The following is a 21398-nucleotide window of genomic DNA, read 5'->3' on the forward strand; positions in this document are numbered from 1 at the left end:
GCGCCTCGCCGTCACGGAGCCTGCTCGCCGGGATGGCTCACGACGCGAACGCCAGCAAGTGGCCGGCCAGGTCGCGCTCCGTGTCGGGGAGCCAGGCAGCGATGCTCTGCGCCCGCTGACGTCCCATGGTGTTCGGCTTTGACTCCGCAGCTGCGGCGAACTGGCGCGCGACGTAGGCCCCACGGTCTACGTCGCCGCCGCGCAGAAGCGCCGACGCCAGGTCCCCGAGGACCACTACTCCAGAGTCAGGCAGTTCCTTACCGAGGCGCTCGACCGCGGAGTCGGCTGTGACCGTCAGTTCTTGGCGCTTGAGTTCGCCGTATACCGACAGCGCCAGTGAGTCCATCCGGTACGGCGTCACGAAGCGGACCCACGCCTGCTCGCTCGTGTGATTCGCGAAGTCATACGCGAATCTCGCCTGCTCCAGGGCCCGGAGAGCGCCGGCTTCGTCAGCTGATTGAGCCGCTTCCTCCGCGTACCGTCCCAATGCCCACGCCGCAGCGGTCGCGTTGCCATGCCCCCGCACATCCTGAGCCGCCTGTGACAGCATCTCCAGCGCCTTGCCCGGGGTAGCGGCACCGTAGCTCGCGTAGCCAAGCGCCAGGGCGCGCAAGGGCGGGTGCCCGGCCTCCTTCGCGCACTCCGAGGTCACCCGGTAATAGGCAACAGCCTTATCGTGTTCCCCCAGGTCCCAGGCGACCCATCCGGCAAGGGCCGCGGTTTCCCCCGCCGCGATGGTCAGCGCTCGCTCGTGGCCGCCAGCACGAGGAAGGGCCGCCGTGATCGCGTCGAGGTGAGACTCGACCCGGTTCTGCAAACTGCGTGCGCTTTCACTCAGCTCGTCCACATGCAACTCGGCCGCGTGATCGATGAGCACCGACGCGGACTCGGGGTCGATCCTGGCTCCCTTGCTGAGCGCGTAGGCGAGTCGGCCCCAAGGCTCGGCAGCGGCAGCTGCGCCGACGACGGCGCCTCCCAGCAGCGTTCGGCGCTTCACGTCGTCCAGGTCCTCCCCTTCAGCGTCGTCCTTCTTCCTCCGCCTGACTCGGGCGGCCTTTGCCTCCCGGAGGAGCGGCTCCAGCGGGACGCCGCAGGCCACAGCGATGTGCCCAAGTGTGTGGTTCGTAGGGACGTTCTCACCATTCTCGTACCGACTGACCTCTCGGCGGGTCACCGTCGCCCGGCCCGAGGCTGCGTTGATCGCATCCGCCTGCTCATCCTGCGATCGGTCCGCGTTGCGGCGCAGCTGACGGAGTAGTTCGGCGAACGGATCTACTGCCATGAGTGTGACCTCAATCGGTGGGGGAATCCAATCCTGACCCCAACTCCCCCCTCGTTTTCCCCCCTTGACAAAGTTTTCCCCCTCAGGTTTCCCCTGTTCCGGATCGCGACACCACGGTGCGATGGGCACATGACCACGCACCGGGCAGCAACGCCTTCCCAACCTGGGATGACTGACGGCGGGCCCACCGCCGCCAGCAGCGCGCCGACCGCGTCTCCGCCGGCATCCCGTGTCTTCGAGATGGTCATGGCACCGGCGAGTAGCCACGTCGCTCAAGCACGAGGCACCACAGCGGCCGTGCTGAGGCAGTGGGCCCTGCCGGACGCCCCGGCAGGAGACGCCCAGCTTGTCGTCTCAGAGTTGGTGACCAACGCGATCAGTCACGGCTCTGGGGCTGTGGGGCTGCGGGTGCGGTACGGCAACCACCAGCTCCGGATCGAGGTCACCGACGGGAGCACCACCCCGGCCAAGCGACGACGCGCCGGCGCCAACGACCTGGGCGGACGAGGGCTGCTCCTAGTAGCACGCCTGTCACACCGGTGGGGCGTGGCCGGCAGCGGCCGGACTACATATGCGGTCATCCCCACTCTTACGGAAGCACCCCCATGTCGCCGCACGACGCAACCAACCTTCGATCCGACGTGTTGAGCCCCGTGGCCGACCGTGATCAGGGTCGGGAGGCGCAGTCGTCCGGCGGCTGGCCGGATGGCGGCAACGATCGGATCCGGTGGCGTCACAGCAGTCCCGACCCGTTGGAGCGCCAGTCCCGCAATGGGCAGCTCCGTAAGCTCCGTCAGCACTTCCATCGCGAGGCTGTCGGAAAGCACGAACGCCAAAGCGGCGACCGACAGCTTTGCGTCCTGGCGTACAGCTTGGTGCTGAGTCCGGGAGCCAGTCCCGACGAGGATTGGCACACCCTCCAGGCCGAGGCCGAGCAGCACGGCTACGCGATAGGAGCGAGGCTCCACGATGTTGCCGTCCCCGTGTCCACGACGTACTTCCCCGGCTCGCGCACGGGCCGGAGCATCTACACGCCCCCCTGGCAGCGCCCCGGTTGGCGGGAAGTCGAACGACTGGTCCAAGGCGAATTCGCGGACGGCGTGATCGTTCTCGACCGGCACAACATCAGCTCCAGCGACGACGAGTACCACGCCGTGATCAAGCATCTGGGCGAGCGGTACCAGGCGTTCGTACACCTCGTGATCCCCGAGGAGCCTACTGCGCCGACTTGAAGGCGTCCGCTGCGCTGGATGGACAAGAAGGGCTGGGGCTGGAGGCAGATCAGCGCCCAGGTCCTCCTCGTCGCCACCGTGTTCGCCGTGCTCGCCGTCACCTTCAACTTCACCTGACCAGGGGCCCACCATGACATTCGAGGGACACACCGACCGGGCGCCGCGGCTCCTGCCGCACCGCGAGCAGGGCGAGGCTCTCCTCGCCATCCAGGAGGCCGCCCCGGAACCGCCCAGCGAGGCTGGACTCGATCTCTTCGCTGTCCCCGCCGGCGAGGTGCAGGGTGGCGGCTTCAACCTCTCCCGCTTCCACCGGCTCTCCCGCCTGCCGACTTCGGGGAGCGGGGCGGCCTCGGCTTCGACTGATGACCCGCAGGACACAGCATGAAGTCGCTGTTGCATCGCCTCAGTCCAGACCAGTGGGATGCCTGGTACAGCGAGGGTCGGGCCATAGACCGCCTCGTGACCGACGCCGAGGTCGACCGCTTTCTCCAGCACGTCAACCCGCACGCCGGGGCATCCGTTCTCGACGTCGGCTGTGGCATCGGTAGCTTCAGCCGACAGCTCTCCCGTTGGGGCTACGACGTGCTGGGCCTGGACTTCTCGCCGATCGCGATCCGGACCGCGCATCGGCAAGGCGCTAACGGTCGGCTGCGCTACGGCGTGCACGATTTCGACGCGGGGGCAATCCCGCCTCGGCTGCAGCCCGGCTCACTCGACCTCATCGTTTGCCGCAACATCCTGCCGTTCATCGACCACCCCCGTTTCATGGTCGACGCTCGTCGTTGGTTGCGCCCTGGCGGGCAGTTGTACGTCCTTGTCCGTGTCTGGTCCGAGCGCCGGGGCGAACCGGACGAGAGGCCCTGCCAGCGCGGCTTCACCGAGGAACAAGTGCAGGACCTCCAGAACGGCTGGGCGCAACAGGGACGCTGCTGGCTCGGCAGACACACCGCGCTGTTCCTGTCCGACCCGCGCCACCGGACCTTGTGACTTCGTCGGCACCAGCGTCCACTCGTCAGCCCGGCATTTCCTTACCTCAAGTCGAGCCGGTGAGAGAGAAGCTGCCGCCGGTTGAGTGGATGAGTGAACCGTGGGTGATCCGTTTTCATCGTCCCGTCACGGTGCCTGACAGCGGTTTCCTCGATCCAGTCGCATCCGACGTGTGCTCACCCGCCTCCCCCGCAGCCGTCGCCCACGTGGTCCGTCAGAGGAGTGCGAGTCGCCCCGCGTCATCCCCACCCACCCGCGAGCAAATTAGGTTGCAGATGAACCGTCCCGTTCTCGCTCTGGCCGCCACCGTTGCCGTCGCGTCCGCGGTGCACACCGCCCAGCGGCACCTCCAGCACCGGCAGCTCCTGGAGCTGGCGATGCACAAGGCCCACGGCCGCATGCTCGAAGTCGCGACGACACATCCGGACTTGGACCCGATATGGGTACGAAACCACCCCGATTACGTCAAGGAGAGTGAATCGGGCCCCCTGCTGATGTGCCAGTGGTGGCTCGAGTTCTGGCGCACCGGTCTCAACCTCGGGGTCTTCACACCGGCCGTGCTGCGGCAGAACGCGAAGAACTTCATGAAGGACCCCACGGCCCTCAAGGCGTGGGCCCTGTCCCGCCACGGACGTGCGCTGCAATCCAGAGGCCGGCGCGACCGCATGCATGTTGCGCTGCTCAATGTGGCGTTCGAGGAGGCCGGCGGGCCCAACCAGTACCCCGAGTGCGAACTCGAACCGGTCTCGGCCCTCTGAGTCGCGGCGCCCTGCTGCCGACAGCCACCCCCGATGAGGAGGACGACCATGACCCTTCCCGCTCCGATACCACCGGCTCCGCCTACGCCCGTCATCACAGCCGGCGATAGCACGCAGCGTGCACTTCTTCTCGACCTCGACGGCGTCCTGCTCGACACCCGTCCGGTGATGCAGGAGGCGTGGCGGAAGGTCCAAGAGGTTCACGGCATCACCCTTCCGTTTCACGACTACGAGCGTCACCTGGGGCGCGAATTCGGCGACATCATGCAGCGGCTGGGCGTGACCGACATCGAGGCAGTCCGCCGGACGTACGAAACGCAAGCCGTCGTCGCCGCCCACCTCGCGCAGGAATTCACCGGCGTTGTCGAGGTGCTCCACGCCTTCGTGGCCGCCGACTGGCGGCTGGGTGTGGTGACGTCGAAGCACGTCGACCGCGCCGCCCCGCTCCTCTCGCACCTCGGATGCCCCTTCGCGACCATCCGTACCCCCGCGGGGGCGGGCCGGGCGAAGCCGGCCCCCGACCCGATCCTCCTCGCCCTGGTCGATCTCGGAGTCGATCCCGCCGCAGCCGTGTACGTGGGGGACATGGCGGTCGACCAAGAATCGGCCGCCCGCGCTGGTGTCGCCTACGTCCATGCCGAGTGGGGATACGGGCAGCCCACCTCTCCCGCACCCGAGGTCGCCGGATCACCCAAGGAGTTGCTGCAACTCCTGCTCTCCCCCGAGCCGTTCATTGAGGGGAGCCTGTCGTGAGCCTCCGTGCGACCGGTGGCCTGGGCTTGGTCCGCTCCAGCTTCGCCGGCAAGCCCAGGTGGGCTCTCGTCGGTAGCGGCGCCCTGGACCACGTGAAGACCGACCACATCCGGACCGGGGATCTGGAGGCCATCCCCGTCGACCGGCAGGAGCTGCCCGCTCTCGTCGAGAGCGTCATGGACTCCCTGGAACGCTACGGCGCCTCGCTAGCCTCCACACCGGGCGGAGCTGGCTGGCTTCACGTCCAGCACGTTCCCGTTCGGCGCTTCGTGGCCGAGATCGTGCGGAAGTTCCTGGCCCTGAACGCCTGGGAACCGTTCGCGTCGGCTCCGGGGCCCCTGGCTCTGGCCCCGTACGAGGGGCTAGTCGGACTCCGTACGAGCAGCTCACGGGAGTACCTGGCCTACACCGTCACCTGGTCCGGTATCGCGTACCTGCTCGGGGCAGCGGCTCCGCACAACCCGACCCGCTCCGCCCAGTTACGCAACCGCTCCCGTTCCAGCACGGCGAACACGGAGCCGAGCCCGCTCCCTGCGGACCTGCAGCAGGCGGACGTCGTGGCGCTGTCGTGGACCTCTCGGCATGCGGCCACCCTGATGCCGGTTCTCGCCGAACTGGAGCGCGATGGACGGACGAACCTACTGCTCGACCTCGCCACCGATCCTGCGGAGCGGTGCTCCGCGTCGGCGGCGTCGGGCATCGACCTGCGCTCGGCGCCGAGCGACCTCTTCACCCTCTCCGGCACTGCCGAGGGCCTGTATCTGCCCGACGACGAGCACATCGTTCGCGTCAAGGGATATAGCCTTCAACTCGCGCGTCTTGTACGGCTCTTGTCCGTACTCCTCGAAACCAGCGGCGGGTGCACTCAGCCGTCATGGCGGACACTCCTCCGAGCAGAGAGCTGGCTCGACGGTGTCCTGTCCGCGACCCGGCCGCACACCGTCCTCCTGAGCAACGACACCAGCCCGCTGGGCGCACTGGCCGCGCACGCGGCCGAGCGTCACGGCGCGAACACGGTCCACGTCCAGCACGGAGCATGGACGGCAGAGTCGGTCGCCTGGCCGGCACTTCACAGCCGCGACATCGTCGTCATGGGCGAACGGGACCTCCCCCTGGCCCGAGCGTGGGTCCGCCACCCCGCGGGCGAGGTGCACGTGTTGGGACAGCCTCGCTTCGACGCGCTGGCCGCCCTCGGCCGTGAGGCACAGCGACGGTACCTGGAGAAGGTGCTGGCTCCGGGCAACCGCCGCGCCCCTGCCCGGATCGCGGTGTGGGCCTGCCAGCCGTTCAGCCCCAGTCACCTCAAGACCCAGGCGGATCTCCTCCTGGACGGCCTGAGTGCGGCGGACGGCGACTGGGGTCTCGTCATCGCTCCGCACCCGGCGCAGGGCGCCGATGCCTTCGCCACGTTGCTGAAGCAGGACGGAGGGCCGCTCGTGGCCGTGGCCGACCCGCGGGTCGGCGCGCGGGGCTGCCTCGCCGGGGCCGACGCCCTGGCGAGTGCGTACTCGACGTGCGGGATCGAGGCCGCGCTGCTCGGCGTCCCGGTCCTCGAAATCGGCCCGCCGGGCGAACGCACGCTGGACCTGACCGGCCACGGCCTCGCGACCCGGTGCCACGACGCCGGTGGCGTCGCAGAAGCGCTTTGCGCACTGCGTGAACCGCACACGCCCATCCCGCAGACGGCCATGGACGCGGTGTGCCGGTGGCGCGGCGACAGCGCGGCACAGGTCGCTCGCCTCATCACCCACCGCGCCGAATCCGCCACCAGCTCATCCGAATACGTCCACCACGATGCCCCGGGCGCCTCTGCGTCGCCCCTGGGCCAAGGAGCAACTGTCCGATGACACACCTCACCGCCTACAGCATGGCCGAGCTGTTCTCCGGCGCCATCACGCTGGCCAAGTCCGGCGAGCAGGTCAGCCCCCGGGGCATGGCCACCCGGGAAGTCCGCGATGTCCACCTGCTGCTCACCCAGCCGCGCGCCCGCCTGCTCTACGCTCCCCCGGCCCGGATCGTGAACCCGGCCTTCGCGGTCGCCGAGACCGTCTGGCACCTCTCCGGCTCCGACGACCCGTGGATCTTCGACTACAACGCCCGGCTGCGGCAGTACGCCGACGACGGCGTACTGCTCGGCGCGTACGGGCCCAGGATGCGGAACTGGGGCGGCAAGGTGGACCAGCTGGCCCGTGTCGTGGAGATCCTCAAGGAGGACCCCGACTCCCGGCGGGCCCTGATCCACCTCTACGACCCGGCCCAGGACGCCGCAGGGCACAAGGACGTGCCCTGCACCCTCGGCTTCCGCTTCCATCTGCGCGACGGCCGCCTGCACATGGCGACAATGATGCGCGGCCAGGACGTGTGGATCGGCATGCCGTACGACGTGTTCTTCTACACCGTGCTGCACGAGCTGGTCGCCGGGTGGCTCGACGCGGAGCTGGGCGAATTCCACCTGCATGTCGGCTCGCTGCACATCTACGACGAGCACGTCGAGCAGGCCGAGCTGCTGACCTCACTCACGGCGAGCCCGCTCATGCCCGAGCTGCGAACACCGTGGACGCGCTTCGACGCCCTGCTCGACCAAGTCGAGGCCCGCGACGTGACCGGCCACCCCGGCTGGGACACGATGGCCGAGACGCTGCGCAGCTACCGGCTGTGGAAGGACGGTGAGCGCGAGCAGGCATGGCGGGCGGCCGACAAGATCGACGGTCCCCTCGGCCAGGCCGTCACCGCCTGGTACGGAGAACTGAAGCGGCGCTCGACCAAGCCCGCCGCGACGGCCGGGGCGAGGTGATCGCCGCCATGAAGCGCACGCCTTCGGTCGTCCTCGGCCTGTGCTCGTACACCCACGACTCGTCGGCCGCCCTCCTCATTGACGGCGAACTGGTCGGCTTCGTGGAGGAGGAGCGCCTCTCCGAGCAGAAGCACACCCAGCTCTACCCCTCCCGGGCCATCGAGTGGCTGCTCGGCCAGGCCAAACTGACCGCCGCCGAAGTGGACGCCGTCGCCTACAACTTCCAGCCCGCCCGCTACCTCACCGAGTCGCCCGCCGCCCTGCGCCTGGCGCTCTCCCCGGCGACACGCGAGCGAAGCCTGGCCCGAGCGCACGGGTTCGCCAAGGTGGCCGTGCGCACCCAACGGCGCCTGCGCATCCTCGGCCGGCAGTTCCCCTCTGCCCGCGTCGCGCCGATCCTGCACCACCGCGCCCACCAGCTCACCGCCTTCGCAGCCTCGGGCTGGGACGAAGCCGCCGTACTGGTGGTCGACAGTCTCGGCGAGCGGCAGACCACCACTATCGCCCGCGGCCACGGCACACATCGCCCCCGCACACAGACCCTGGAAGCGATCAACGACCCGGCCTCCCTGGGGTACGTCTACGGCGCCGTCACCGAGCACTTGGGCTGGCGCCGGGGCGACGAGGAAGGCACCGTCATGGCGCTGGCCGCCCTTGGCGACCCCGCCCGCTTCCGCCACCTGTTCGCCCAGGCGGTCCGCACGACGGCTACGGGCTTCCGCATCAATCCCGGCTACTTCCCTACGCGCACCCTCACGTCGGGATACCCGAGGACATCCCGGCAGTTCGTTGCCGAGACCTGCCCCGAACGGCACCCGAGCGAACCGCTCACGGACCTCCACCGGGACCTGGCGGCTGCTCTCCAGGAGCGGACCGAGCAGGTGATGGTGCACCTGGCCCGCCGCGCTCGCGTGCTCACCGGCTCCCCACGCCTGTGCGTGGGTGGCGGTGTCGCCACGAACTGCGTGAGCATCGGGAAGATCATCGAGGCCGGCATCTTCGACGAGGTCTTCGTGCCGCCCGCGCCCGGTGACGCCGGTACCGCGATCGGCGCCGCCCTCGCCGTACATGTCGACGGACGCAGCCCCCGCCCTCTGGCCGGCGTCGCCCGCAGCTGCTACCTCGGCCCCTCCTACGAGGACCAGCCCCTCGACCTCACGCCCTGGCCCGGCCTTCACCAGAAAACCCTGGGCATCGAAACCGCCGAGTTCCTCGCCGACCAGCTGGCCCACGGCACCATCGTCGGCCTGTTCCAAGGGGCCGTCGAAGCCGGGCCGCGCGCCCTTGGCAACCGGTCGATCCTCGCCTCCCCGCTGGAGCCCGGCGTCGTCGAACGCTTGAACGCGACCGTGAAATTCCGCGAACCCTTCCGGCCCTTCGCCCCCATGGTCCTGGCCGAGCGCGCCGGCGAGTTCTTCACGCTCGGCCAGCAGGCACCGTACATGTCCATGGCCTCCGGCGTGACGGACAAGACGCGCGAGTGCGTGCCGGCCATCGTGCACGCCAACGGCACCTCCCGCCTGCAGACCGTCACCAGGTCGCAGAACCCGTTCATGCACGCGGTCCTGACCGCCTTCGGCCGCCGTACCGGCGTACCCGTGCTGATCAACACCTCCCTCAACGTCAAGGGCAAGCCGATCTGCGGGACGCCCGAGATGGCGCTGGACTGCCTGGCCAACTCCGGACTCGACGCCCTGCTCCTCGAAGGGCGGTGGATCACCAAGTGAGGATCGGATACAGCCTTTGGGGCTTCCTCGGCAACGGCGTCACCGATACCCCGGACGGGGGACGCAGCCACCGGCGCCCTTTCATCGACGCCCTCATCGCCCGCGGCCACGACATCGTCTTCCTGCAGGCCGACCGCGACCGCCTCGAAGCCGGCGACGACCTCGGCGGCGCGTACACCTTCGACGACGGCACCCCGGGCATCGACGTCCTGTTCCTGGAATGGCGCTGGGCGATCACCGGCCGCAACACCACGGTCTGCGGGACCGAGGGGCACACCTGCGACCTGCACCGCCAGGCCCAACTCATCAACCACTACACCGTGCGGCACCGGACGCCCACCGTGATCTGGGACAAGGACCGCACCCTGCGGGCCGAGAGCGTGTGGCGGCGTACCGCCCACACCCTCGTCTGCGAGGCCGCCCTCGCGCCGACCCTGGGCGCGCGCTCCCTCCTCTTCCCCGTCGCCGACCACCTCATCGCCCAGGCAGACCCCGCCACCCTCGCCGCGCGACCGCGGGACCTCGCGCTCGGCTACGTGGGCAACCAGTACGACCGCGACGAGCCCTTCGACCGCTTCTTCGCCCCGGCCGCCGCCCGGGTCGAACACCTGGTCGCCGGGAAGTGGACGAAGACCGACCGCTGGCCGGACGTCCACTTCGTCGGCCGAATCCCCTTCGAAGCCGCCGCCGACGTCTATGGCCGGTCTCTCGCCACGGTCCTCATGCTGCCCGAGCGATACGCCGCCGTCGGGCAGATGACGCAGCGCATCTTCGAGGCCGTGCTCGCCGGGTGCCTGCCTATGGTCCCGGCGGACGTCCGCTTCGCGGACCAGTTCGTACCGGAGGAGCTGATCGTGCGCTCCGGCCGAGACGTCATCGAGCGGCTGTCTTACCTCCGCGAGATCGCCAGCACCCAGCAGCACGCCGACCTGATCGCGGCGTGCGTGGACCGCCTGCGCCTGTTCGGTCTGAACAAGCAGGTCGACACCCTCGAATCCGCACTGCACGGGCTCGTCCAGACCACGGCGACCGGTCGGGGAGCTGCTTGATGGAGTCCGATCGACAGGCTCTGACGCCTGGATCATCTGAACGTGTCCGGGGGGATGGCCCCGCCGCACACCCGAACCTCTCTACGCTGGAGCACCATGAAGAAGGTCGCCATCGTCGGCTGCGGAGGCAGCGGCAAATCCCACGTGGCCCGCGAACTGGGCAGGATCCTCGACGCCCCGGTGACGCACCTGGACGCCGCGTTCTACGACGACGAGTGGAACGCGCTGCCCATGGACAAATTCACCGAGGTGCAGCGCGAGCTGGTCGCGAAGCCGCGGTGGGTGATCGACGGCAACTACAACTCGACGCTGCCGGTGCGGCTCGAAGCCTGCGACACGGTGATCCTGATGGACGTGTCGACCGTGGCCGCCCTGTATGGGATCTTCTCCCGGCAGATCCGGCACGGGGCCGGGCACAAGGGCAACGGCGTACACAACCGCATCCACTGGGGCGTGATCAAGTACGTCGCCACGTACCGCCGCAAGATGCGGCCCCGGGTCATGGCGAAGATCGAGGAGTACGCCGCCGGCCGAGCCGACGTGGTCCTGCTGGCCAACCGGCGCCAGACGCGCCGCTGGCTGCGGAAGGTGGCCGCCGAGCAGTCCTGAACGGCCCGCGCCCCCGGAGCGGAGGTGCGGCATGAACGAGCCCAACCCGTTCCTGGACCCCGCCCGCCAGCAGGAGCTGTACGGGCATGCCTCCCGGCTGGCCGGACGGACCAGCGCCCTGATGCGCGCGAAGACGTCCGGTCGCCCCGTGCCCGAGACGATCGTCAGCTTGGTGCAGGCCCACCACGCGCATCCGAACCGCCTCGGCATGGTGCTCGACATCGGCTGCGGTCGCGGCACGAGCACCCTGGCCATCGTCGAGCAGCTGAGGCCCCGGCGCGTCATCGGCCTGGACGCCGCCCCCGCCCTGCTCGTCCAGGCCCGCGCCCGCTCCGAGGAACTGCCCGACACGGTGGCGGAATTCGTCGAAGGGGACTTCCACGACCTCCCGCTGCCCGCCGGGTCGTGCGATGTCGCCGTCGCCGCGTTCTGCCTCTACCACTCGCCGCGGCCGAACGACGTCATCGCGCAGATCGCGAAAGTTCTGGCCCCCGGGGGCCTGGCCGTACTCGTCACAAAGGGACTCGACAGCTACCGGGAGATGGACCAGCTGGTCGCTGCGGCCGGCCTCGATGCGCGGGCCGAGAAGCACGAGAGCCTCTACACCGCCGCGCACAGCGGCAACCTCGCCGCTCTAGCCACCTCCTCGCTCGAGGTGATCGCCACCCTGGACGAGGAGCACGCCTTCACCTTCGACGGCCACGACCAGCTCGCGCAGTACCTCGCCACCAACCCCAAGTACGACCTCGCGCCCGGCCTGTACGGGAACCCCGGGGCCCTGGCAGCGACCTTGCACGAGTTCCTTCCGGACCAGCCGCTGACCACTCGGTCCCTCATCACCTTCGTCGTCGCACAGGCGAAGGAGGAGCCGACATGACCCTCCCACCGTTCACCAAGCACTACGAGACACCGGAGCGCGCGGCGGGAGCTGTCCGCCACTACCGGTGGATCAATGAGCACGCGAAGCCGCTGCGGCAGCCGGCCCTTCACGAGATCGGACCGGCCAGTCTGGCGTTCGAGCGGGTCGAGGGCCGCTCCGTACGCCCCGACGACCTGCCGCGCATGGCGGAACTGCTGGGCCGCGCGCACGGTGCCGCATGGCGCAGCGACCTGCAGTCGGCATCGCTGGGCACTCCGCACCGCTTCAACGACGGAACGCCGTTCGACGACTACCTCGGCCCGCGGGAGATCGCGCTCCGGCGACGCCACGAGCAGGGCTACCTGCCGAACAAGGTGGCCCTGTACGCGATGCTCGGCCTGCTGAAGGAGACCGCGCAGGGACCGCTCGCCTTCTACAAGGACAGCAACCCCCGGAACTTCATCATCACCGCGCCCGGGGACATCGTCACCGTCGACACCGACGACCTGTCCCTAGCCCCGATGGGATACGACCTCGCGAAGCTCATCGCGACACTCCACCTGACGTACGGACCACTCACGGACGAAGCCGTCAACGCCGCCCTCTGCGCGTACAACACGGCGGCCGGATGTTACGGCTCCCGGCTCGACGCAACGAACCGCGGACGCCTCGACGACTTCCTGGCCCTGCACGCCGTCCTGACCGCCCCGTACGTCGGGCGCAACGGCTACCACTGGCCGCTCCGCTCCCACCTCCGAGGAACCCCATGATCACCACCGAACTCGTCTTCGTACGGCACGGCCAGGCCCAGTGCAACGCCGACGGCCTCGTCGGGGGCCCGCGCACCTGCACCGGACTGACCAACCTCGGGTACGCCCAGGCCGAACAGGCCGCGCGCCGCTTGGCCACCGAGCACCTGAAGAGGCCCTTCGACATGGTCTACGCGGGCCCGCGGATTCGCCTCGTCCAGACCGGCGAGATCATCGCCCAGACGCTCCAGATTCCGCTGCACTTCGACGACCGGCTCGACGGCCCCGTCCACGGCGATGCCGACGGCAAACCTTGGGATGCGGTGAAGACAGCCGCCAACGGCGGCCCGCATGCGCACCCCGACACTCCCTGGGCCGCTGGCTCCGACACCTGGAACGGGTACCTGAAGCGCGCCAGCAAGAACCTGAGTCAGCTCATCGAGGAGAACAAGGGGAAGCGCATCGTGTTCGCCGCCCACGGAGAGACGGTGATCACCGCGCACACCCTGCTCCTCGACATCCCGATCGGCTCGCCGGCGGGCTTCACGCACAACCACGCCTCAATCACTCGCTGGCAGCACCACCGCAACCGCCTGGGCCAGACCCGCTGGATGCTCGATCGGCACAACGACACCGAGCACCTCAGTCTCCTCACACCGGAGCCGACCCCGTGATCGCCACATCGGACGACCCCCGGATCCAACTGGCGCACGATCTCCTCGGCGCCGTCGAGATCGCGCCGGACCCCCTGCTCCCTCCCCGGGTCGTGCGCGTGGTGGCCGACGACGGGCAGCACTTCGTCGCCAAACAGCACGCTGAGCCCGACCGATACGCGAGGGAACTCCACGCCTACCGGACCTGGGGCACCCACCTGACCGGCCACGCGCCGAAGCTGGTCGGCCGTGACGACGCCACCCGCACCCTTCTGCTGACCGCGCTCGCAGGCGATCGGGCGGACACCGCGGCCCCGGGCTCACCTGAGGAGGAACTGGCCCATCATGAGGCCGGCCACGTCCTCGGCAAGCTCCACCGGGCAACCGCCATGCCCCAGGGCGGCGCCGTCGGCGCCGCGCTCGCCGAACGCCTCCAGCGCTGGATCGACCGGGCCGCTCACGTCGGCCTCATCGACACGGCCGAGCGGAACCTGCTGAAGCACCACGCGGCCATCCTGGGCAACAGCCTCATGGACAGCGCGATCTGCCACCTCGACTACCAGCCGCGCAACTGGCTGATCGGCGATGCCTTCGGCGTCTGCGACTTCGAGCACATGCGACGCGACGCCCGCGTCCGCGACTTCGCCCGGCTCGAATTCCGCCGCTGGCAGGCCGCGCCCCATCTGCGAACCGCCTTCCTCGACGGGTACGGCCGCCCGCTGACCGACACCGAGCGGCGGCTTCTGGAGTCCTTCGGCGCCATCGAGGCGACCACCGCCCTGGTCAAGGGCCACAAAGAGAACGACCTCGCCCTGAGCGCGCACGGCCGAACCGTCCTGTCCCGCCTCACCTGACTTCCTCCCTTCGATCACCTTCCTGGAGATTCCCGTGCCGCAGCACGAGCAGCACCCGACCACCGCCGCCCCGCGCCGGGCTGTGGTGACCGGCTCCGCCGGATTCATCGGCTCCCACCTCGCACACGCCCTCGTACAGGCCGGCACCACCGTCATCGGCGTTGACCGCCACGACCCCTCCGCCGACGCCACGGCCATCGCCAACCTCGCCTCCCTGCGCGGTATCCCGGGGTACCACCACATCACCGCCGACCTCCTCAACTGCGCGATCGACCCACTCCTGATCGACGCAGAAGCGGTCTTCCACCTCGCCGGCATTCCCGGCGTACGGCCGTCCTGGGGGCCGCAGTTCAGCGACTACCTCGCGTCTAACGTGCTGGCCACCCACCGGGTCCTGGAAGCCTGCACCCGCATCGGCGTCCCGCGACTGGTCGTTGCGTCCTCCTCCAGCGTCTACGGGCCGACCGACGGCGGCGCGAGTGTCGAGGCCGACCGTCCGAAGCCGGCCTCCCCGTACGCCGTGACCAAACTGGCCGAGGAACAGCTCTGCCTCGCCTACGCCGAGCGCCCCGCCGGTCCCAGCGTCGTCGCCCTGCGGTACTTCACCGTCTACGGCCCCCGCCAGCGCGCCGACATGTTCACCCACCGCGCCCTGCAGGCCGCTCTGACCGGACAGCCGCTGCGCCTATACGGAGACGGTCACCAGCGACGCGACTTCACCTACATCGATGACGTAGTCGCCGCCACGATCGCCGCCGCGACCGTGCCGACAGCGCACGGCGCGATCAACGTGGGCGGCGGGTCGAACGCATCGCTGCTGGAAGTGATCAACATTGCCACCAGCCTCACCGGCCGCGACATCCAGCTCCAGCAGGACCACGCGCGCAGCGGTGACGTCCTCCTAACCCGCGCCGACCCCAGCCGTGCCCGAGAAGTCCTCGGGTGGCAGCCGCGAGTCGACCTCCACAACGGGCTGCGCGCCCACATGCAGGCCCTGGCCTCCCATGTCCCGAACTACAGCCGAGCCGCGTAACCCCGCGGCCCGGAGCCCGAGAGGAAACGCAGTGGAGAGTCCCGCGCGAGCGCGGCTGGACGCCTTTTTCCGGCAGATCACGACGCAGTTCCCCGCCGGCGACGCGATCACGACGCTCGTCATCACGCATCTGCTCCCCGAACGGCCGGCGTTCCTGCGGGCCATGACCGCGGTGTCCACGGTCGGCGCCGTGCTGCCGAAACCCCGATCGATCCACCAGCCGACTCTCGACGCCGTCCGCCGTACCTTCCCCGTCCACGACCTGACCCGAGAACGGTTCACCGACAACACCCAGGCCCTGGACTACCTGGAGGACACAGCGGGCGGCCGGGACGTCGTCCTAGTGGACATCGGCGGCCACTTCGCGGCAAGCCTCGACACTCTCGTGGGCAAGTTCTCCGTCCGCATCCTCGGCATCGTCGAGGACACCGAGAACGGACACCAGCGGTACGCCGCCCTCGACAAACTGCCGTGCCCGGTCGTCTCGGTGGCCCGCTCCCCGCTCAAGGACTGCGAAGACCACCTCGTCGGCCGCTCGATCGTGTTCTCCACCGAAGCCCTCGTCCGCGCCCGCGGGGACATCCTCACCAGCCGCAACGCCTGCGTCATCGGCTTCGGCAAGATCGGCCGCGCCATCGCCCAGACCCTGCGCGCCCAGGACCTGCGCGTCACCGTGTACGACAGCGATCCGGTCAAGCGAGTTCAGGCGCACTCCCTCGGCTTCCGCACCAGCACCTCCACCGCCGAGGCCGTGAGCGACGCGGAACTCGTCCTGTGCGCCACCGGCAACCTCGCCCTGCGGCAGGGCGACTTCGCCGCCCTGCGCAATGGCGCCTACCTCGGATCGGTGACCTCATCCGAGGACGAGCTCGAACTCGGCAGCCTCGACGAGCTCTACCAGCGCACCCCAGTCAGCGCTCAGCTGACGCGATACGAGGTGACCGGCCACTACTTCTACGTTCTCGCCGACGGCGGTGCCGTCAACTTCGTGCACGGCGCTGCCGTCGGCGCGTACATCCATCTCGTCCAGGCCGAGATACTCGCCGCCACCGCCGCGCTCAGCCACACCCGCTTCCAGCCCGGACTGCACGAGATGCCGGCGGCCGACCGCGACGCCATCGCCAGAACCTGGCTCCACCACTTCGAAAGGTGACCCCAGTGCCTCCCTCCGTCGACCACATCCGTTCCGTCGCCGAGGCGTACCTCGCCCGCCACTCGGACGAACGCGACTCCCTCACCCTGCTGTTCGCCGCGCTCGCCGCCGCAGATGACCCCACGAACCGCAAGACGTTCCCCGCCCACGTGACATGCAGCGCCATCGTCATCAACGGCGCCCGGCACGTGCTGCACATCGTGCACAAGGCGTCCGGGAAACTGCTGGCGCCCGGCGGCCACAACGAACCGGATGACCGGCACCTGCGCGACGCCGCCCTGCGCGAACTGCACGAGGAGGCAGGCATCCCGCCCAGCGCCGTCGTTCCCCTCTCCGGCTTCGAGGACGTTCCCCTCGACATCGACGTCCACACCATCGACGCGAACCCCTCGAAGGACGAGCCGGCCCACCACCACGTGGACTTCCGCTGGGTCTTCCGTCTCGGCGCAGAGCACGCGGTGACCCTCCAGGAAGAGGAGGTCGACGGCTACGAATGGCGGCCGTTCACGAGCGTCGCCTCGCCCACCGTCCGCTCCAAGCTTGCCCTGCTGCCCTGAAGGCCCGCCCCCACTCGACCACCAGGAGGACGCCGTGGCCGCCACCACAGCTCTAACGCCCGACGCCACACCGCGCCGGCACGTCGCCGTCATACCCTGCCGTTGGGGCGCTTCGCGCTTTCCCGGTAAACCGTTGGCCCGCCTCGGCGACAAGCCGCTGCTCTGGCACGTCCACCAGCGGTGCCTGGAAGCCAAACGTCTCGACGGCGCCGTCGTGGCGACCGACGACGAACGCATCGAAGCGGCGTGCCGCCAGCTGGGCATCGAGTGCATCCGCACCGGAGAGCACCTCACCGGCACCGATCGCGTCGCGGAGGTCGCCGAGCTCCTGCCGGCCGAGGCGTACATCAACGTCCAGGGCGACGAGCCGTTCATCTCGCCGACCGCCATCGACGCCATCTCCGAGGCCCTGGAGTACCTGCCGCCGGGCGCGCTCGCCGTGAACGCGTACACCGAACTGGCCGACGTCGGCGCCGTCCTGGACCACAACGTCGTCAAGGTCGTTGTCTCGGCCCAAGGCGAGGCCCTGATGTTCTCACGCCAGCCAATCCCCTACCCGAAGGGCGACCGACCGAAGTACCTCCGCCAACTGGGCCTCTACGGCTTCACCGGCCCAGCTCTCCAACGCTTCCGCCAGCTCCAGCAAGGGCCCTTGGAGCGCGCCGAAGGAGTGGAGATGCTGCGCTTCGTCGAACACGGCCACGCCGTGCAGATGATCACTGTCGAGGACCACGGCGTAGCGGTGGACACCCCTGAGGATCTAGCCCGAGCCGAGAGCCTCCTCGCCCAGTACGCATGATTGACCGCTGGCACGACGGGGCGGCCTGTCGGCCCTTGAGGTGAGAACGACTTCCTTCCGCCGCAGGAACTGACGGCCGCACACGCAGGACAGTTCCGATTCGGCCCGTACCCCGCCCAGTGGTCGTTTCGGCCAAGTCGAGCGTTCAGGCCGCCCCGACCCCGGCTGGGGGCATACTGCCCGCATGACAGCACCCAGGATCGGCGACGTGGCCGAAGGGCGCGTCGCGCGCTATCTCCGTGAGCGGGGTTACACCTTCGGGGTGGAGCCCGAGTCCGTCACCGGCCACCACACCACTCGCCCACGCCACACTCCTGTGAGTCCTTAGCGGCCAGCCGATCCCGTTCGACTCCCCGCACAGCACCTGGGGAGACGAGCAAGGCCCGGGCGGACACTGCGCGGGTTGTCAGCGGAGTGGCCCTCCGGACGGAGTGTCGTCAGCAGGAGCGGTCCAGGGCGCGGTGACTGCGGTGGCCATGGAGATGATGGCGAGGAGCGCGAAGAGGTGGCTGTATCCGCCGAGTGGCGCGGCGAGCATGGCCCCGGCGAAGGGGGCCAGGGCTGCGGCGATGGTTGCTGGCGCGGCGAGCAGGCCGGAGAGGCGTCCGTAGTGGGTGGCGCCCCAACGGTCGGTGACGGCGGTGGCTTGGAGCAGGGTGAGGTTGCCGCGGACCATGCCGGCCGCGAGCGACACGACAATGAGCAGGGCGTATGGCCCGGGTACGGCGGCGAAGGCGACGGTGGTGATGCCGCCGGCGGCGATCAGGGTCGTCGTGCGCGTGGCCACAGCGGTGCGTCGGGCGAGAGTGGCGTACAGGGTGCGGCCGAGGGTTTGTCCGGCGCCGCCGAGTCCGAGCGCCCATGCTGCCTGGCTTGTGGTGTACCCGCGTTCCAGGAGGAGCGGTACGAGGGCGACGACGACGGCGTACATCACGAAGGCCGACAGGGCGAAGACCGCAGCAAGCAGCAGGAACGGTCGGCTGCGCACCACCGGGGCCGCGCCTGCGGCGGCGTGCGCAGGACTGGATGGGGCGTCCGGCCACGGCGCTCGCAGCGCGAGGGCGTGGGCGGGGATGGTGACTGCGGTGAGGATCCCGGCCAGCACGAGGTAGGTGTGCCGCCAGGACAGGTGGTCGGCTAGCAGGGCCGTCAGCGGCGCGAAGACGGTAGAGGCCAGGCCGCCAGCGAGGGTGACGATCGTCAGCGCCCGGACGTGGTCCGGGGCCCACCAGCGGGTGAGGGCAGCGAACGCAGGCTGGTAGAACGTGGCGGCCATCGCGACTCCGGCCAGCGCCCAACCGGCGATGAACATGGGCAGGTTGGGGGCCGTAGCCACCACAAGCAGGCTGGCGGCGCCGAGGGCTGATCCTGCTGTCATGACGGCGCGCGGGCCGTGCCGGTCGAGGATCCTCCCGACCCGGATACCGGCGAGCGCGGAGATGACCAGGCCGAGCGAGAACGCCGCGGCGGTCGCTCCAGCCGACCAGTTTGTCGCCTGCGTGATCTCGGGGTTCAGGACGGGGAACGCGTAGTAGACGATTCCCCAGCTGGTGATCTGGGTGGCGCACAGGGCTGGCAGCGCGGCGCGGGGCCGTGACCGGTCCCCCGTCCCGGTCACGGCCCCGCTGGTGTGGAGGTCGGTCATCGGCGGATCAGCAGCAGCCACCGGCTACGGCAGGTTCCCTGGAGTCTGTGTCGGCCTCGGCCGGGCCGGCGCAGCAGGGGCTGCCCTGTTGTTTGGCCAGGGAGTTGGCGTCGGCCTTGACGACGTAGACCTCCCAGGGTTCCTGGCCGGGGCCGTGGACCCAGACCTTGTCCTGGAGGGCGTAGCAACAGGTGGTGTCGTTCTCCACGTCGGTGGTTAGCCCGGCCGCGCCCAGGCGGGCGGTAGCGGCGTGCACCGCCTCGGTCGTCTCGACCTCGACGCCGAGGTGGTCCATGCGGGTCCCCTCACCTGCAGTGCCTTCGATGAGGACGAGCTTGAGCGGCGGCTCGGCAATGGCGAAGTTGGCGTAGCCGTCGCGGAGTTTGGCGGGCTCGGTGCCGAACAGCTTGCTGTAGAAGGCCACGGATGCGCCGAGGTCGGGGACGCGGAGGGCGAGCTGTACGCGGGATGTCATGACGAACCTCCTGGGGTGGGTGGGCTCAGCAGCCGCCGGGGGTGGTGGCTGGGGCGCCGATGCCGATCTGCAGGGTGGCCGGGGCAGCGCAGCAGCCGCCCTCGCTGCTCTGGGCGGCGTCGGGGTCGTCGAACAGGCCGGCGCCGCCGCAGACTCCGGTCTCCGGCAAGGTCAGTTCGACGCGCTCGGCGGCCTCGCGATCCCCGGCGAGCGCCGCGGTAATGGAGCGGACCTGCTCGTAACCGGTCATGGCGAGGAACGTGGGCGCGCGGCCGTAGGACTTCATGCCGACCAGATAGACGCCCTGCTCCGGGTGGGAGAGCTCGTTCACGCCGTGCGGGTAGACCGTGCCGCAGGAGTGGACGTTCGGGTCGATCAGCGGGGCGAGCGCGGTGGGGGCCTGGAGGCGCTCGTCGAGGCCGAGGCGGAGTTCGGAGAGGAAGGACAGGTCGGGGCGGAAGCCGGTCAGGACGATGACCTCGTCGACCGGGTCCAGGCGGCGGCCGTCCTCCGCGACTAGGACGAGCTGATCGCCCTCCTGCTCCACAGCCTGTGTACGAAATCCGGTGACCGCGCTCGCGTGGCCGGCCTCGACGGCCGCCTTGGCACGCAGGCCCAGCGCTCCACGCGCGGGCAGCTCGTCCGCCTCACCACCGCCGTACGTGTTCGCGCCGATGCCGCGCCGCAGGATCCACACCGCGTGCGTCCCGTCCTCCTCCTCGGCGAGATCGGCGAGGTAGGCGAGGGCGGTGAAGGCGGAGGCCCCGGAGCCGATGACTGCAGTGCGCTTGCCCGCATACCGGGCGCGTACGGCAGGGTCGCCCAGGTTCGGGACGTGGTAGGAGATGCGCTCGGCGGCCGTCTTCTCGCCAAGGGCGGGCAGGCCGTCGGCGCCCATCGGGCTGGGGGTGGACCAAGTGCCGGAGGCGTCGATGACGGCGCGGGCGGCAAGAAGCTCCTCGCGGCCGTCGGCGAACTGGATGTGGACGGTGAAGGGCTGCTCGTCACGGCCGGAGTCGACGATGCGGTCACGGCCCGCGCGGGCGACGCCGGTGACCGTGGCGCCGTAGCGGACCTTGTCGCCGAGGACGTCGGCGAGCGGCTGCAGGTACTTCTCGGCCCAGTCGCCGCCGGTGGGGTAGGCGGCACCGTCGGGGCGGACCCAGCCGGTCGGGGCAAGGAGCTTCTCCGCGGCAGGGTCGGTGACCTCGGCCCAGGGGGAGAACAGCCGCACGTGCGACCAGGCCCGCACCGCGGTGCCGGCGGACGGTCCGGCCTCCAGGACGAGCGGTTCGAGGCCGCGCTCGATGAGGCGGGCGGCGGCGGCCAGGCCGATCGGGCCGGCTCCGACGACCACGACGGGCAGCTGGTCGGTGGTGGGCGCGTTCACGAGATTCCCCTTTGCTTCGACATTCGTCGATGGCTTGCGC

Annotated in this window: 24 protein-coding genes; 20 read left to right on the forward strand and 4 right to left on the reverse strand. The window is 69.8% G+C overall.

Annotated features, from left to right (window positions below; translation table 11 throughout):
* Positions 1 to 37 precede the first annotated feature (37 nt).
* A complete protein-coding gene (locus ACWD1Z_RS22840; protein ID WP_451121277.1) occupies positions 38 to 1282 on the reverse strand; it encodes a helix-turn-helix domain-containing protein in 1245 nt (414 codons plus the stop codon).
* 246 nt (positions 1283 to 1528) lie between these two features.
* Here ACWD1Z_RS22840 and ACWD1Z_RS22845 point away from each other — a divergent pair, with 246 nt between their 5' ends.
* The 20 genes from ACWD1Z_RS22845 to ACWD1Z_RS22940 all read left to right on the forward strand — a co-directional run bounded on the left by ACWD1Z_RS22845 (position 1529) and on the right by ACWD1Z_RS22940 (position 18176).
* Positions 1529 to 1930 (forward strand): ATP-binding protein, encoded by a 402-nt coding sequence (locus ACWD1Z_RS22845; protein WP_451121279.1) that lies wholly within the window; start codon positions 1529 to 1531, stop codon positions 1928 to 1930.
* Positions 1888 to 2514 (forward strand): hypothetical protein, encoded by a 627-nt coding sequence (locus ACWD1Z_RS22850; protein WP_451121280.1) that lies wholly within the window; start codon positions 1888 to 1890, stop codon positions 2512 to 2514. The genes ACWD1Z_RS22845 and ACWD1Z_RS22850 overlap by 43 nt, the downstream gene beginning before the upstream one ends.
* A 130-nt stretch (positions 2515 to 2644) precedes the next feature.
* Positions 2645 to 2899 carry a hypothetical protein gene (locus ACWD1Z_RS22855; protein WP_451121282.1) on the forward strand — a complete coding sequence of 85 codons (255 nt, stop codon included), beginning with the start codon at positions 2645 to 2647 and terminating at the stop codon, positions 2897 to 2899.
* Positions 2896 to 3501, forward strand: a complete 606-nt coding sequence (locus ACWD1Z_RS22860; protein ID WP_451121283.1) for a class I SAM-dependent methyltransferase — start codon at positions 2896 to 2898, stop codon at positions 3499 to 3501. The genes ACWD1Z_RS22855 and ACWD1Z_RS22860 overlap by 4 nt, the downstream gene beginning before the upstream one ends.
* A 275-nt stretch (positions 3502 to 3776) precedes the next feature.
* Positions 3777 to 4259 carry a DUF6082 family protein gene (locus ACWD1Z_RS22865; RefSeq protein ID WP_451121285.1) on the forward strand — a complete coding sequence of 161 codons (483 nt, stop codon included), beginning with the start codon at positions 3777 to 3779 and terminating at the stop codon, positions 4257 to 4259.
* A 48-nt stretch (positions 4260 to 4307) separates the two neighbouring features.
* Positions 4308 to 5012 (forward strand): HAD family hydrolase, encoded by a 705-nt coding sequence (locus ACWD1Z_RS22870; RefSeq protein WP_451121287.1) that lies wholly within the window; start codon positions 4308 to 4310, stop codon positions 5010 to 5012.
* A complete protein-coding gene (locus tag ACWD1Z_RS22875) occupies positions 5009 to 6859 on the forward strand; it encodes a hypothetical protein (RefSeq protein ID WP_451121288.1) in 1851 nt (616 codons plus the stop codon). The genes ACWD1Z_RS22870 and ACWD1Z_RS22875 overlap by 4 nt, the downstream gene beginning before the upstream one ends.
* Complete coding sequence (locus tag ACWD1Z_RS22880; RefSeq protein ID WP_451121290.1) at positions 6856 to 7806, forward strand: thymidylate synthase; 951 nt, start codon at positions 6856 to 6858, stop codon at positions 7804 to 7806. The genes ACWD1Z_RS22875 and ACWD1Z_RS22880 overlap by 4 nt, the downstream gene beginning before the upstream one ends.
* Positions 7807 to 7814: 8 nt before the next feature.
* The gene (locus ACWD1Z_RS22885) at positions 7815 to 9533 is read left to right on the forward strand and encodes a carbamoyltransferase family protein (RefSeq protein ID WP_451121292.1); all 1719 of its coding nucleotides are present in this window, start codon (positions 7815 to 7817) and stop codon (positions 9531 to 9533) included.
* Positions 9530 to 10582 (forward strand): glycosyltransferase family protein, encoded by a 1053-nt coding sequence (locus ACWD1Z_RS22890; protein ID WP_451121294.1) that lies wholly within the window; start codon positions 9530 to 9532, stop codon positions 10580 to 10582. The genes ACWD1Z_RS22885 and ACWD1Z_RS22890 overlap by 4 nt, the downstream gene beginning before the upstream one ends.
* 96 nt (positions 10583 to 10678) lie before the next feature.
* Positions 10679 to 11191, forward strand: coding sequence for a P-loop NTPase family protein (locus ACWD1Z_RS22895; protein ID WP_329295952.1), 513 nt, complete (start codon positions 10679 to 10681; stop codon positions 11189 to 11191).
* 31 nt (positions 11192 to 11222) lie between these two features.
* A complete protein-coding gene (locus ACWD1Z_RS22900) occupies positions 11223 to 12068 on the forward strand; it encodes a class I SAM-dependent methyltransferase (protein WP_304381335.1) in 846 nt (281 codons plus the stop codon).
* Positions 12065 to 12820 carry a phosphotransferase gene (locus ACWD1Z_RS22905; protein WP_304381334.1) on the forward strand — a complete coding sequence of 252 codons (756 nt, stop codon included), beginning with the start codon at positions 12065 to 12067 and terminating at the stop codon, positions 12818 to 12820. The genes ACWD1Z_RS22900 and ACWD1Z_RS22905 overlap by 4 nt, the downstream gene beginning before the upstream one ends.
* The gene (locus ACWD1Z_RS22910) at positions 12817 to 13473 is read left to right on the forward strand and encodes a histidine phosphatase family protein (protein WP_304381333.1); all 657 of its coding nucleotides are present in this window, start codon (positions 12817 to 12819) and stop codon (positions 13471 to 13473) included. The genes ACWD1Z_RS22905 and ACWD1Z_RS22910 overlap by 4 nt, the downstream gene beginning before the upstream one ends.
* Complete coding sequence (locus ACWD1Z_RS22915) at positions 13470 to 14306, forward strand: aminoglycoside phosphotransferase (RefSeq protein WP_451121296.1); 837 nt, start codon at positions 13470 to 13472, stop codon at positions 14304 to 14306. Before ACWD1Z_RS22910 ends, ACWD1Z_RS22915 begins: the two co-directional genes overlap by 4 nt.
* Before the next feature lie 34 nt (positions 14307 to 14340).
* On the forward strand, positions 14341 to 15339 hold the full coding sequence (locus ACWD1Z_RS22920; RefSeq protein WP_451121298.1) for an NAD-dependent epimerase/dehydratase family protein: 999 nt from the start codon (positions 14341 to 14343) through the stop codon (positions 15337 to 15339).
* Between the two features lie 31 nt (positions 15340 to 15370).
* Positions 15371 to 16492, forward strand: coding sequence for an adenosylhomocysteinase (locus tag ACWD1Z_RS22925; protein WP_451121300.1), 1122 nt, complete (start codon positions 15371 to 15373; stop codon positions 16490 to 16492).
* A gap of 5 nt (positions 16493 to 16497) precedes the next feature.
* Positions 16498 to 17049 carry an NUDIX hydrolase gene (locus tag ACWD1Z_RS22930; RefSeq protein WP_451121302.1) on the forward strand — a complete coding sequence of 184 codons (552 nt, stop codon included), beginning with the start codon at positions 16498 to 16500 and terminating at the stop codon, positions 17047 to 17049.
* Positions 17050 to 17083: 34 nt separating this feature from the next.
* Positions 17084 to 17848, forward strand: a complete 765-nt coding sequence (locus ACWD1Z_RS22935; protein ID WP_451121304.1) for a 3-deoxy-manno-octulosonate cytidylyltransferase — start codon at positions 17084 to 17086, stop codon at positions 17846 to 17848.
* Between the two features lie 184 nt (positions 17849 to 18032).
* Positions 18033 to 18176: a hypothetical protein gene (locus ACWD1Z_RS22940; protein ID WP_451121306.1), complete on the forward strand. Its 144-nt coding sequence runs from the start codon at positions 18033 to 18035 to the stop codon at positions 18174 to 18176.
* A gap of 78 nt (positions 18177 to 18254) precedes the next feature.
* On the opposite strand, the gene ACWD1Z_RS22945 is transcribed toward ACWD1Z_RS22940, so the two are convergent.
* Genes ACWD1Z_RS22945 through ACWD1Z_RS22955 form a run of 3 tightly spaced genes read right to left on the reverse strand, consistent with a single transcriptional unit; the run spans position 18255 to position 21358 of the window.
* Positions 18255 to 19493: an MFS transporter gene (locus ACWD1Z_RS22945; RefSeq protein WP_451121307.1), complete on the reverse strand. Its 1239-nt coding sequence runs from the start codon at positions 19491 to 19493 to the stop codon at positions 18255 to 18257.
* A gap of 7 nt (positions 19494 to 19500) precedes the next feature.
* Positions 19501 to 19968 (reverse strand): ArsI/CadI family heavy metal resistance metalloenzyme, encoded by a 468-nt coding sequence (locus ACWD1Z_RS22950; protein ID WP_451121309.1) that lies wholly within the window; start codon positions 19966 to 19968, stop codon positions 19501 to 19503.
* Positions 19969 to 19993: 25 nt separating this feature from the next.
* Entirely contained in the window at positions 19994 to 21358 is a 1365-nt protein-coding gene (locus tag ACWD1Z_RS22955; RefSeq protein WP_451121310.1) for an NAD(P)-binding domain-containing protein, read from the reverse strand.
* Between the last annotated feature and the right edge of the window lie 40 nt (positions 21359 to 21398).

It is taken from the genome of Streptomyces sp. NPDC002784 (assembly GCF_053592135.1).

What these genes read in the sequence shown, in the direction of transcription:
- ACWD1Z_RS22840 (WP_451121277.1), bottom strand. Translation starts at nt 1,282, where the DNA reads ATGGCAGTAGATCCGTTCGCCGAACTACTCCGTCAGCTGCGCCGCAAC.
- ACWD1Z_RS22845 (WP_451121279.1), top strand. Translation starts at nt 1,529, where the DNA reads ATGGCACCGGCGAGTAGCCACGTCGCTCAAGCACGAGGCACCACAGCG.
- ACWD1Z_RS22850 (WP_451121280.1), top strand. Translation starts at nt 1,888, where the DNA reads ATGTCGCCGCACGACGCAACCAACCTTCGATCCGACGTGTTGAGCCCC.
- ACWD1Z_RS22855 (WP_451121282.1), top strand. Translation starts at nt 2,645, where the DNA reads ATGACATTCGAGGGACACACCGACCGGGCGCCGCGGCTCCTGCCGCAC.
- ACWD1Z_RS22860 (WP_451121283.1), top strand. Translation starts at nt 2,896, where the DNA reads ATGAAGTCGCTGTTGCATCGCCTCAGTCCAGACCAGTGGGATGCCTGG.
- ACWD1Z_RS22865 (WP_451121285.1), top strand. Translation starts at nt 3,777, where the DNA reads ATGAACCGTCCCGTTCTCGCTCTGGCCGCCACCGTTGCCGTCGCGTCC.
- ACWD1Z_RS22870 (WP_451121287.1), top strand. Translation starts at nt 4,308, where the DNA reads ATGACCCTTCCCGCTCCGATACCACCGGCTCCGCCTACGCCCGTCATC.
- ACWD1Z_RS22880 (WP_451121290.1), top strand. Translation starts at nt 6,856, where the DNA reads ATGACACACCTCACCGCCTACAGCATGGCCGAGCTGTTCTCCGGCGCC.
- ACWD1Z_RS22885 (WP_451121292.1), top strand. Translation starts at nt 7,815, where the DNA reads ATGAAGCGCACGCCTTCGGTCGTCCTCGGCCTGTGCTCGTACACCCAC.
- ACWD1Z_RS22895 (WP_329295952.1), top strand. Translation starts at nt 10,679, where the DNA reads ATGAAGAAGGTCGCCATCGTCGGCTGCGGAGGCAGCGGCAAATCCCAC.
- ACWD1Z_RS22900 (WP_304381335.1), top strand. Translation starts at nt 11,223, where the DNA reads ATGAACGAGCCCAACCCGTTCCTGGACCCCGCCCGCCAGCAGGAGCTG.
- ACWD1Z_RS22905 (WP_304381334.1), top strand. Translation starts at nt 12,065, where the DNA reads ATGACCCTCCCACCGTTCACCAAGCACTACGAGACACCGGAGCGCGCG.
- ACWD1Z_RS22910 (WP_304381333.1), top strand. Translation starts at nt 12,817, where the DNA reads ATGATCACCACCGAACTCGTCTTCGTACGGCACGGCCAGGCCCAGTGC.
- ACWD1Z_RS22940 (WP_451121306.1), top strand. Translation starts at nt 18,033, where the DNA reads ATGACAGCACCCAGGATCGGCGACGTGGCCGAAGGGCGCGTCGCGCGC.
- ACWD1Z_RS22945 (WP_451121307.1), bottom strand. Translation starts at nt 19,493, where the DNA reads ATGACCGACCTCCACACCAGCGGGGCCGTGACCGGGACGGGGGACCGG.
- ACWD1Z_RS22950 (WP_451121309.1), bottom strand. Translation starts at nt 19,968, where the DNA reads ATGACATCCCGCGTACAGCTCGCCCTCCGCGTCCCCGACCTCGGCGCA.